This is a genomic window from Stenotrophomonas sp. 82F1 (assembly GCF_056861525.1).
Genome location: NZ_JBSPUD010000009.1, coordinates 147,004 through 158,233 on the forward strand (window position 1 = coordinate 147,004; position 11,230 = coordinate 158,233).

The following is an 11,230-nucleotide window of genomic DNA, read 5'->3' on the forward strand; positions in this document are numbered from 1 at the left end:
GGGGGGGGGGCCCCTGGTGGTGCGCACCGACCTTGTCCCACCGTGCCGACCAACGGTCGGCACCCACCGCCTCAGCCGCCGCGCAGTTCCGCCAGCTGGGCCTGCAGCTCGGCCACGGCCGCTTCCAGCTGGGCCACGCGTTCGGCCAGGCCGGGCTCGGCCGACTCGGCACTGCCGCCACTGCTGGCGTACTTCGCTGCCAACGCCGCGCCGTCCACTTCACCGCACAGCAGGTGCATGTAGCGGTCCTCGCGCTGGCCGCTGACGCGCGGCAGCACCACCAGCAGGGCACGCTGCTGCAGGCGTTCGATCGCGTGGCGGGCTTCGTCGGTATCGGCGAAGCGATGCAGGCGCTCGGCACGGGTGACCAGTTCGCCCAGGGTCTGCGGCCCGCGCAGCAGCAGCAGGGCCAGCAGCACGGTCTGCTGCCGGGTCAGGTCCAGCGCGCTCTGCAGGCGGTGCTCGTAGCGGTCGGCGCGCGAGGAGAAGTGCTGGCGGGCCAGGCCCAGGGTCTCCAGCTGGCGCAGCGCATGCTCCACGCTGCCGGCGCTCACGTTCATCACCGGCTCGCGGGCGGTCTTCTGGTTGGCGGCCGATTGCGCGGCGTTGACCGTCAGTGGGTAGGTGTCCGGGGTGGTGGCTTCCTTCTCCACCAGGCAGCCCAGCAGGCGGGCCTGTACGGCATCCAGCAGCGGAACGTCGGGGGTCTGGGCAGGATCGGTCATGGCGGCTTCCGGAAGACAACAGGTCAACCACCAAGCATAGCCGTCCCGGCGGTGCCTTTGCCGGTAAAATGGGCCGGTATATCTGATTGCCGGTGAATCCATGCGTCGTCCTGTGTCCCTGTCTTTGACCCTGCTCGCCACCGCGGCGCTGGGCCTGTCCGCCTGCAAGCGCGTGGAAGCGCCTGCCGAAGCCGCCACCCCGCAAGCGCCGGCCGCTGCCGCCAAGGCCGACGGCGCGCTTGACGCGACCGCCAACGACAACCTCAATGCCGTGCTGTGGATGCAGCGCGCGCAGGAATACAAGGCGATCACCGAGCAGACCTACCGCGCGGCCGCCGACCACCTGGACGTCGCGCTGAAGGAAGCCCACTGGGATGCGCTGGTGCCGGAAGAGCGCGGCAACGAGGCCAAGGGCCTGAAGCCGGCCGTGGTGCTGGACGTGGATGAGACCGTGCTGGACAACTCGCCTTACCAGGCGCGCCTGGTGCGTGACGGCAAGGAATACGACGAACTCAGCTGGGACCAGTGGGTTGCCGAAAAGAAGGCCAAGGCCATTCCCGGCGTGGTCGATTTCGCCAAGGCGGCCAACGCCAAGGGCGTGACCCTGCTGTACATCTCCAACCGCGCCGTGCACCTGAAGGACGCGACCCTGGCCAACCTGCGCGAGCAGGGCCTGCCGGTGGCCGATGACAGCGTGTTCCTCGGCTTGGGCACCGTGGTCGAAGGCTGCGAGCAGGCCGGCAGCGAGAAGAACTGCCGCCGCCGCCTGGCCGGCCAGAAGTACCGTGTGCTGATGCAGTTCGGCGACCAGCTGGGTGACTTCGTGGAAGTGACCGCCAACACCAATGATGGCCGCGACGCGCTGCTGCAGCAGTACCACGACTGGTTCGGCGAGCGCTGGTGGATGCTGCCCAACCCGACCTACGGCGGCTTCGAGCCGGCGCAGTTCAACAACGATTACGCGCAGTCGCGCCAGGCCCGCCACGACGCCAAGCGTGCCGCGCTGGACTACGCGCCGTGAGCCGCGCCCCGCTGCCGCTGCGTGACGACGAGCGTCTGATCTTCGCGCTGGACGTGCCTGACCGCGTGCAGGCGCTGGAGTGGGTCGACCGCCTTGGTGACAGCGTGGCGTTCTACAAGATCGGCATGGAACTGCTCGCCTCCGGTGAGTACTTCCAGGTACTGGACGAACTGGCGCGCCGCGACAAGCGGGTGTTCGTCGACCTGAAGTTCTTCGATATCCCCGCCACCGCCGCGGCGGTGATCAAGCGCCTGGCGCAGTGGCCGGTCAGCTACGCCACCATCCACGGCTGGCACCCGGCGATGATGGAGGCCTGCGCGGCCGCCAACGGCGGCGACATGCGCTTGTTGGCGGTGACCGTGCTGACCTCGATGGGCCGCCCGGACCTGGCGCAGATGGGCATCGACCGCGAGCCGGTGGAGGTCGTGGTCGAGCGCGCGCTGGCCGCACAGGCTGCGGGCATCGACGGCGTGATCGCTTCCGGCCAGGAAGCGGGTCCGATCCGTGCCGCGACCGGCGCCGGTTTCTCGATCGTCTGCCCGGGCATCCGCCCCGGTGGTCCGGTCGGCGATGACCAGAAGCGCACCGTGGGGGTGGCGCAGGCGTTTGCCGATGGCGCCGATGCCATCGTGGTCGGTCGTCCGATCCGCCTGGCGACCGATCCGCAGGCCGCAGCACGGGCGATCCAGCAGGAAATCGCGACGGCTTTGGCCGCGCGCTGATCCCCGCTCCGACGGCGGTCACGCTGGCACTACGAACGCCATCCCGCCGAATGCGGGATGGCGTTCGCATTTGTGCCTGTTGCCCTGACGCACCCGACCCCAGCCCGGGAAACTGTGCGCCACATCGCGCTGCGCGGTTGGAGCGGCCTCTATCACTCGATGCACCAGCACGGACCGCGGCCGTGCCGGTTCCAACCATCGACAGAGGAATACACGGATATGTATCGCAGCCCCTCTTTGCTGTTCGCCAGCCTGTTGGCCGCCGCCATCGTCTTTCCCGCTGCGGCGGCACCCCAGCCCCGCGAAGCGCCGCGCATCATCGGCGGCGAGGCTGCCAGGCCCGGCGACTACCCGTTCATGGTCAGCATCCAGCGCCTGTCGTTCGGTGACAGTGACCACGGTCGCCACTGGTGTGGCGGCACGCTGATTTCCCCCTCATGGGTGCTGACGGCCTCGCACTGCGTGGACGGCGATCGCCCCGCTGATCTGGCCGTGCTGGGTGGCGTCACTGCGCTGTCGACCGAACCGTCGGCACGCGCATCCAACGTCACGGCCATCCACATGCATCCGGCGTTCAACAGCGGCAATTCGCTGGAGCATGACGTCGCCCTGATCCATCTGGGTACGCCGTTGGCCGATGCGCAGCCGGTGGCGCTGCGGTTGCGGCCCGATGCCAGCTATCTGAAGCCCGGCAGGCAGTTCACGGTGATCGGCTGGGGCGACACCGATATCACCGACGGGCGGCTCTATCCCACCCAGCTGCAGACGGTGCAGACCCCGTTTGTGCCCTTCGCCGAGTGCCAGCAGGCGTATGCAGGCGAGTTGGCACGCGGCAAGGTCATCTGCGCCGGCCGCGAGGGGGTCGACAGCTGCCAGGGCGATTCCGGCGGTCCGCTGCTGCTGCGCCTGCGCGAGGGCTGGACCCAGTTCGGTGTCGTCAGCTGGGGCGAAGGCTGCGCGCTGGCCGGGTATCCCGGCGTTTATGCCCGAATCGCCGAAAAACATGCCGTAGATTTCATAGAAGCGGTCTGGAAACGCGATTGATTCAATGAAATCAATGGGTTGAGTGATGTTTTGTCATGTGTTGCGTTAACTTTGCGGGCAGCGTAGGATCGCCGCCATCCGGTCTTCGGGCCGGACATGCGCCACAACACTGTCCACCGGCCTTGCGCCGGTTTGAAGAGTCTGCGATCCCTGTGATCCGGGCTCTTTTTTTTGTCCGTCCGGTGCGGGCAGGACCCGTCGGCGCATGTCGTGAATCCACCGCGCAGCGCAGGCCATGGCGGAAACCGTGACGCCCCGGCTTGCCGCTGTCATGTCGCAGGCCGCAAGATGCGGACCGGTCCGGGGAGTCCGATTGCATGAGCGTGGTAGTGCGAGGAAGGTCTGCGCGGGGATGGGGGTTGGCGGCCATGCTGCTGCTGGCCATCGCCGCGTGCCGTGAATCCGGCAGTGATCCGGCCGCCGCGCCGGCCGAACCTGTCGCCGCCGTACAGGCGATGGCGCAACGGCTGGCCGAGGACGACCTGGTCGGCTACGCAAAACTGTCGGTGCCGCCCAGCCAGTACCAGCGCCTGCAGCAGGCCTGGGCCGATGGCCACAGCCAGTGGCCGCTGACCGGACTGCCGCTCGGCGACCAGCTGCTGCCGATGCTGGCGGCGCTGCGCGAGCCCGGCGCCACCGTGCAGCTGCAGCACAGTTTTGACCGCCAGCTGGCCGGCCAGGCCCGCGCCGTGCGCCAGGCCGCGCAGTCGATGGGCAACTTCGGTGTGCAGTACCTGCGGCACCAGAAGGGCTACACGCCTGGCCAGCAGGCGCATTACATCCAGCTGGTGCAGACCCTGGCCGCGTGGGCCCAGGACGCGCCGATCAGCGACCGCGCCAGGGCCCGCAGCAGCATCGCCGCGCTCGTCGGTGCCGCGGCCCAGGTCGGCTTCCAGGACGACGCCGGCCTGCAAGCTGCGGGGATGGAAGGCAGCCTGCAGCAGCTGGCGCCGTTCATCCACACGGTCAAGGCTGTGCTGGCCAGCTACGGGCTGGGCGTGGACGAGGCGCTGCGCAGCGTGCGCGGCGAGCTGTTGTCGGTGGAAGGGGACAACGCCCTGGTGCGCCTGCAGTACGAGCTTGCCGGCCGCGCAATGACCGTGCAGGTGCCGCTGAGCCGGCGCGAGGGCCACTGGTACCTGACCCGCACCCTGGCCGATACCGACGCCCTGTTGCGCCAGGCCGATGCCGCCCGCGCCGCCGCTGCTCCGGACCCTGTGCCCGCCCCCGCAACCGATGGGGAAGCGGCAACGCCATCGGCTAAGCCATAATGACGTCGATGTCGAAACAGAACCCGCTGCCGTTCCCCGGCGAAGAATCCCAGCCGACGCCCGCCGACACGGCGCCTGCGTCCCCCTCGACCGACGCCGGCACGCCGCCAGCGGCGACGCCTGTGCACGCGCGTCCTGCCGGTCGCCGCCCGCTGTGGGCGCGCCTGCTCGGGCGTCTGGTGGAACCCTGGCTGTCGCTGAAGATCGAGCCGGAAGACCCGGGCCAGTACAACGATGGCCGCCCGGTCATGTACGTGCTGGAAGACTACGGCCTGTCCAACGCACTGATCCTGGACAAGGCCTGCCGCCAGGCAGGCCTGCCGTCGCCGCTGGTGCCGCTGGCGGGTGACCCCACCGGCCGCAAGCGCGCTTACCTGGCGCTGTCGCGCCGCAGCTCCAGCAACTCGCTGATTCCCGAACAGCGCGGCGCCAAGACCCATTCCGATTCGCTGGCCAAGGTCCTGCAGGCCCATCGCGTGCGCGACGATCTGGACGTGCACCTGGTGCCGGTATCGATCTTCGTCGGTCGCGCCCCGGACAAGCAGAGCGGCTGGTTCGCCGTGCTGTTCTCGGAAAACTGGGCGCTGGTCGGCCGTTTCCGCCGCCTGCTCGGCCTGCTGCTGAACGGCCGCAACACCATCGTCCGCTTCGCACCGCCGATCTCGCTGCGCTCGACCATCGACGAGGGCCTGGAGCCCGAGCGTACGGTGCGCAAGCTGCAGCGCGTACTGCGTACCCATTTCCGCCGCATCCGCGAGTCGGTGATCGGTCCTGACCTGTCGACCCGGCGCCTGCTGGTGGACCAGGTGCTGGCCGCCGAGACGGTGCGTGAGGCGATCGCCTCCCAGGCCAAGCGCGACAACAGCAAAACCAGCGATGCCTGGAAGAAGGCGCACGCCTACGCCTGGGAAATCGCCGCGGACTATTCCAGCCCGGTGGTGCGCTCGGCAAGCTTCATGCTCAGCCACGTGTGGAACCGCATCTACGCCGGCGTGCTGGTGCACCACCTGGACAAGTTCAAGGCCGCCGCACCGGGCCACGAAGTGGTCTACGTGCCCAGCCACCGCAGCCACATGGACTACCTGCTGCTGTCCTACCTGCTGTACGACCGTGGCATCGTGCCGCCGCACATCGTGGCCGGCATCAACCTGAACCTGCCGGTGGTCGGCACCCTGCTGCGCAAGGGCGGTGCGTTCTTCATCCGCCGCTCGATCCGTGGCAACGCGCTGTACTCGGCGGTGCTCAGCGAGTACGTCGCGCAGCTGGTCGCAGGCGGCTATTCCATCGAGTACTTCGTCGAGGGCGGGCGCTCGCGTACCGGCCGCCTGCTGCAGCCCAAGGGCGGCATGATCTCGATGACCCTGCGCGCGTTCCTGCGCCAGCCGCGCAAACCGGTGCTGTTCCAGCCCATCTACATCGGCTACGAGAAGCTGATGGAAGGTGGCAGCTACCTGGATGAACTGTCCGGGCGGCCGAAGGAAAAGGAATCGATCTGGCAGCTGCTGTGGGGCATCCCCAAGGTGCTCAAGCAGAATTACGGCCAGGTGGTGGTGAACTTCGGCGAACCGATCGCGCTGAACGACGTGCTGGCCGAGAAGGCCCCGGAGTGGGGTGGCGAGGCGGTGTCCGAGGACGAGAAGCCCTCGTGGCTGTCGACCACCGTCGACACCCTGGCAGAGCGCATCCAGGTGCGCATCAACGGCGCCGCCGACGTCAATCCGATCAACCTGCTGGCGCTGGCCCTGCTGTCCACGCCCAAGCATGCGATGGGCGAGGCCGACCTGATCGCGCAGATCGAGCTGTGCAAGACCCTGCTGGTGGAGATGCCGTATTCGGGCCGGGTTACGGTGACCCCGCACTCGCCGGAGCGGATCATCGCCCACGCCGAAGAGATCAACGTCCTCACCCGCATCAAGCACCCGCTGGGCGACGTGCTCAGCGTCAGCGGCGATACCGCGGTGCTGCTGAGCTATTTCCGCAACAACGTGGTGCACCTGTTCACCGCGTCGTCGTGGGTGGCCTGCTGCTTCCAGAACAACCGCCGCATGAGCCGCACCGGCCTGGTCCAGCTGGGCCGCACGGTGTACCCGTTCCTGCAGGCCGAACTGTTCCTGCCGTGGACCGAGGACGAGTTCGCCCAGCGCATCGACCAGACCATCGACGTGTTCGTGCGTGAGGGCCTGCTGCAGAACGTCAACGAAGACGACGGCGGCATCCTCGCGCGCAACACCGGGCAGACCGACGAAGTGTTCCGCCTGCGGGCGATCGGGCATTCGCTGCAGCAGGCGTTCGAGCGGTATTACATCGCCATTTCGGTGCTGGTGAAGAATGGCCCGGGCACGCTCGGCGCCGCCGAGCTGGAAAGCCTGTGCCAGCAGGCCGCGCAGCGCCTGAGCCTGCTCTACGCGCCGGCCGCGCCGGAGTTCTTCGACAAGTCGCTGTTCCGCGGCTTCATCCAGAAGCTGCGCGAGCTGCGCCTGGTGTGGCCGGACGAGAACAGCAAGCTGCTGTTCGACGAGCGCCTGGATGCCTGGGCCAAGGATGCCAAGTTCATCCTCGGCCGCGAACTGCGCCACACCATCGAACGGGTCAGCCCGGAAGCGGCGCGCCCGGACGAACCGGCACCGCAGGATTGAACCTGCGGCGCCTGTCGGGCCTGGCCGCGTTGATCGCGGTCGGAGGCCTTGCGGTTGTTGCTTCAGTGCAGGCTGCAGAGGCCTGTGTGGACGATACCCTGCCGGGGCGACTAGCCGATGCGCCGGTGCGGCTGTGTGTCGAGGCAAAGGCCGGGCAACCGGCGCGCTACCGTCTGTGGCTGGCTGGCGAGGTGCGTATCAGCGGTGATGAACCGGCTGCTCGGCAGGGTCTTGCCGGGGACTGGTACGGCCATCCGCTGGGGCTGCGCTGTACCGGTGCTAGCAACGTGCGTCGCTGCGACCTGACCGTGGACGGCGAAGCGGCCTGGAATGCGGAGCTGGTGCTGCCGCGTTGATGCACGGCCCCATCCACGCATGGCGTGGATCTACCGGGATGTCCCGGCGTGGCGTGGATCCAGGTGTTGCCGGGTCGCGTCATCCACGCATGGCGCGGATCTACCGGGATGTCCCGGCGTGGTGTGGATCCGTGTGTTGCCGGGCCGGGCCGGGCCATCTGCTTTCGGGGCGGCGTGGGCCTGCAGTAGATCCACGCCATGCGTGGATGGGCCACCGGTTACGCCGGTTCGTCCGGAATCTGCAGGCTTTCCAGCTTGGTGATGCAGTCCTTCAACTGCAGCTTGCGCCGCTTCAGCCGCTTGAACTCCAGCTCATCCTCGCCGTTGGCGGCCATGCGCGCGATCTGTTCATCCAGCGACCGGTGCTCGGCGCGCAGGGTGAGCAGGCGTTCGACGATTTCGGCGGGGTTGTAGGTGTCCACGGTCTCCGAGCATACACAGCGACGATGACTACCGGGAGAGGGGAATCCCGACCCCGGGTCCGGGCTGCCGCAAGCCGGTAGAATGGCGCCATGTCCGCCGTGATCTCCCTGCCCGATCCCCCGCAGCGCGCTTCGCGCGATCCGCGCGTGGCCGGGCACCGGGCGGACAAGCTGGGCAAGCACCTGCGCCGCCAGGTCGGCCAGGCCATCGCCGACTTCGGCATGATCGAAGCGGGCGACAAGGTCATGGTCTGCCTGTCCGGCGGCAAGGACAGCTACACCCTGCTGGACCTGCTGCTGCAGCTGCAGAAAAAGGCGCCGGTGCCGTTCGAACTGGTGGCGGTGAACCTGGACCAGAAACAGCCCGGTTTCCCCGAGCATGTCCTGCCGGAGTACCTGGCCGGGCTGGGCGTGCCGTACCAGATCATCGAACAGGACACGTATTCGGTGGTCAGCCGGGTCATCCCGGAAGGCCGGACGATGTGTTCGCTGTGCTCGCGCCTGCGCCGTGGCGCGCTGTACAACCACGCCAAGGTGCATGGCTTCAGCAAGATCGCGCTGGGCCATCATTGCGATGACGTGGTGGCGACGTTCTTCCTGAACCTGTTCCACCATGCCAAGCTGGCCGCCATGCCACCGAAGCTGCTCAGCGACGATGGCCAGCACGTGGTGATCCGCCCGCTGGCGTACGTGCGCGAGCACGACATCGCGCAGTACGCGCAGGCCCGCCGTTTTCCGATCATTCCCTGCACCCTGTGCGGCAGCCAGGAAAACCTGCAGCGTCGGCAGGTCGGCCTGATGCTCAAGCAGTGGGACCAGGACCATCCCGGGCGCATCGAACAGATCGCACGTGCGATGGCCGACGTGCGACCTGCGCAGCTGGCCGATGCCGCCCTGTTTGATTTCATGGCCCTGGGCCGCCGTGGCGATGCGGCGCATGCCGATGCCTGGCTGGCCGACGCAGTTCCCGAGACGCCTGCCGTTTAAGGTCGGGCGCCCTTCTTCTTCAGACACCGGAATTCCATGTTCTTTCGCAACCTGACGTTCTTCCGCTTCCCGACCTCCACTGATTTTTCCGAAGTCGATACCCTGCTGCCGCACGCCCTGCTGAAGCCGGTCGGCGCGCTGGAAATGAACTCGCGTGGTTTCATCTCGCCGTTCGGCCGCGAAGAGAAGGAAGCGCTCTCGCACCGCATTGCCGAACACCTGTGGCTGACCGTCGGTGGCGAGGACAAGATCCTGCCCGGCGCGGTGGTCAACGACCTGCTCGAGCGCAAGCTGGAAGAGATCGAGGAGAAGGAAGGCCGCCGCCCCGGTGGCCGTGAGCGCAAGCGCATGAAGGACGACCTGCTGCATGAACTGCTGCCGCGCGCCTTCGTGAAGTCCTCGCGCAACGACGCCTTCATCGACCAGTTGCACGGCTACGTGGTGGTGGACACCTCCAGCCGCAAGACCGGCGAGTACTTCATGTCCGACATCCGTGGCCTGCTCGGCAGCTTCCCGGCGATGCCGCTGAACGCCGAAGTCGCGCCGCGCTCGATCCTGACCGGCTGGATCGCCGGCGAGCCCCTGCCCACCGGCTTCAGCCTGGGCGAGGAGTGCGAGATGAAGGATCCTGTGGAAGGCGGCGCGGTGGTCAAGTGCCAGCACCAGGAACTGCGCTGCGACGAGATCGACAAGCACCTGGACGCCGGCAAGCAGGTGACCAAGCTGGCCCTGGTGTTCGAGGACAACCTGTCGTTCGTGCTGGGCGACGACCTGATCGTGCGCAAGCTGAAGTTCCTGGACGGTGCGCTGGACCAGCTGGAGCACGCGGACGAAGACGGCCGCCGTGCCGAGTTCGACGCCCGCTTCGCCCTGCAGAGCGCGGAGATCCGTCGCCTGTTCCTGTTGCTGGAAGAAGCCTTCAAGCTCAGCAAGGCTGACTGAACAGGCAGGCCGTCGGCCGCCGGTCATCCGGCGGCCCCGCACGGCGCTATGCTGGGAGCATGAGCCGTCTGCTGCGCCGCCTGATCTCGCCGGTCCCTGCCGCCACCGTACAGCGCGACACCGTTCGCCTGCGGCTGGAGGATGTCGAGATCGAGGTACTGCGTGTGCGCGATCCGCGCGCGCGCCGGATCAAGCTCAGCGTCGATGAGCGCGGTGCACGACTGACACTGCCGCCGCGTGCCAGCCTGGTGATGGGCGAGCGTTTCCTCGAACAGCATCGCGACTGGCTGGGCCTGCAGCTGCGCGTTTACCAGGGACACGGCCTGCCCGCCGCGTTGCAGCCCGGTGTTGAAGGCGTGCTGCCGCTGCGCGGCGAACTGTTGCCGCTGCGCTGGCAGGAAGGGCGCTACGCGCGGTTGGAAATCGACGAACACGGTGCCTGCGTGCAATGGCCGAGCCGCGGCGGCGATGCGACCCTGCGTCGCCTGCTGCGCGAGTTCTACGAAGCACAGACCCGCGCCGATGTCGGCCGCTGGCTGCCGAAGTACCTGCCCGGCCTGCCGCGCGCACCCAGCCGCCTGCGCTTGAAGGTGATGTCCTCGCAATGGGGCTCGCTGGCCCCCGACGGCAGCATGGCGCTGGATCTGGCCCTGGTACTGGGCAGCCCCGCCGCGTTCGAGTACGTGCTGGTGCACGAACTCTGCCACCTGATCCAGGCCAACCACTCGCCCGCGTTCTGGCACGAAGTGGAACAACGCTTCCCCGACTGGCGCGAACAGCGCGACTACTTCCAGCTGGAAGGGCGCAGATTGAAAGCAATGCTTCGGCAGCTGCTGTAGCGCTGTGATTTTGTAGAGCCGAGCCATGCTCGGCTATCGCGCGCGGCGCGGATGTTCAGCCACCGCGACCAAGAGCAGCCGAGCATGGCTATGCCGGTCGTCCTGACCGGCACCCTCCGGGCCGTCGCAAGCGACGTTGGCAGCGGCTCCTGCCGCTACCTTCGGCACTACAAAAGCGCGCGCAGCGCGCGACCCGCGTTGCTCCTGCTCTTCTTTTTCTCTTCCGTGGTGAGCACGGAAACCCTCCGTGGCCGGGGGGGGGGGG

At 67.9% G+C, this 11,230-nt stretch carries 11 protein-coding genes; 9 read left to right on the plus strand and 2 right to left on the minus strand.

Annotation, left to right across the window (positions count from 1 at the left end):
* Positions 1-71: 71 nt before the first annotated feature.
* Entirely contained in the window at positions 72-725 is a 654-nt protein-coding gene (locus AC13GI_RS11580; protein ID WP_099819467.1) for a YceH family protein, read from the minus strand.
* 100 nt (positions 726-825) lie between these two features.
* Between AC13GI_RS11580 and AC13GI_RS11585 the strand changes: the two genes are divergently transcribed.
* The 6 genes from AC13GI_RS11585 to AC13GI_RS11610 all read left to right on the plus strand — a co-directional run bounded on the left by AC13GI_RS11585 (position 826) and on the right by AC13GI_RS11610 (position 7,775).
* Entirely contained in the window at positions 826-1,746 is a 921-nt protein-coding gene (locus AC13GI_RS11585; protein ID WP_089241807.1) for a 5'-nucleotidase, lipoprotein e(P4) family, read from the plus strand.
* Positions 1,743-2,468 carry an orotidine-5'-phosphate decarboxylase gene (gene pyrF, locus AC13GI_RS11590; protein ID WP_380657634.1) on the plus strand — a complete coding sequence of 242 codons (726 nt, stop codon included), beginning with the start codon at positions 1,743-1,745 and terminating at the stop codon, positions 2,466-2,468. Before AC13GI_RS11585 ends, pyrF begins: the two co-directional genes overlap by 4 nt.
* Positions 2,469-2,687: 219 nt before the next feature.
* Positions 2,688-3,512: a S1 family peptidase gene (locus AC13GI_RS11595; RefSeq protein ID WP_482996323.1), complete on the plus strand. Its 825-nt coding sequence runs from the start codon at positions 2,688-2,690 to the stop codon at positions 3,510-3,512.
* Between the two features lie 317 nt (positions 3,513-3,829).
* Positions 3,830-4,783, plus strand: a complete 954-nt coding sequence (locus AC13GI_RS11600; protein WP_380657638.1) for a hypothetical protein — start codon at positions 3,830-3,832, stop codon at positions 4,781-4,783.
* A complete protein-coding gene (gene plsB, locus AC13GI_RS11605) occupies positions 4,783-7,419 on the plus strand; it encodes a glycerol-3-phosphate 1-O-acyltransferase PlsB (RefSeq protein WP_099819471.1) in 2,637 nt (878 codons plus the stop codon). Before AC13GI_RS11600 ends, plsB begins: the two co-directional genes overlap by 1 nt.
* The gene (locus AC13GI_RS11610; protein ID WP_099819472.1) at positions 7,416-7,775 is read left to right on the plus strand and encodes a hypothetical protein; all 360 of its coding nucleotides are present in this window, start codon (positions 7,416-7,418) and stop codon (positions 7,773-7,775) included. The genes plsB and AC13GI_RS11610 overlap by 4 nt, the downstream gene beginning before the upstream one ends.
* Before the next feature lie 218 nt (positions 7,776-7,993).
* On the opposite strand, the gene AC13GI_RS11615 is transcribed toward AC13GI_RS11610, so the two are convergent.
* Positions 7,994-8,197 carry a YdcH family protein gene (locus AC13GI_RS11615; RefSeq protein WP_482996324.1) on the minus strand — a complete coding sequence of 68 codons (204 nt, stop codon included), beginning with the start codon at positions 8,195-8,197 and terminating at the stop codon, positions 7,994-7,996.
* Positions 8,198-8,287: 90 nt separating this feature from the next.
* On the opposite strand from AC13GI_RS11615, the gene ttcA reads away from it, so the two are divergent.
* Genes ttcA through AC13GI_RS11630 form a run of 3 tightly spaced genes read left to right on the plus strand, consistent with a single transcriptional unit; the run spans position 8,288 to position 10,965 of the window.
* A complete protein-coding gene (ttcA, locus tag AC13GI_RS11620) occupies positions 8,288-9,184 on the plus strand; it encodes a tRNA 2-thiocytidine(32) synthetase TtcA (protein WP_099819473.1) in 897 nt (298 codons plus the stop codon).
* 36 nt (positions 9,185-9,220) lie between these two features.
* The gene (locus AC13GI_RS11625) at positions 9,221-10,126 is read left to right on the plus strand and encodes a recombination-associated protein RdgC (protein WP_089241793.1); all 906 of its coding nucleotides are present in this window, start codon (positions 9,221-9,223) and stop codon (positions 10,124-10,126) included.
* 59 nt (positions 10,127-10,185) lie between these two features.
* The gene (locus AC13GI_RS11630) at positions 10,186-10,965 is read left to right on the plus strand and encodes a M48 family metallopeptidase (RefSeq protein ID WP_482996325.1); all 780 of its coding nucleotides are present in this window, start codon (positions 10,186-10,188) and stop codon (positions 10,963-10,965) included.
* Positions 10,966-11,230 lie beyond the last annotated feature (265 nt).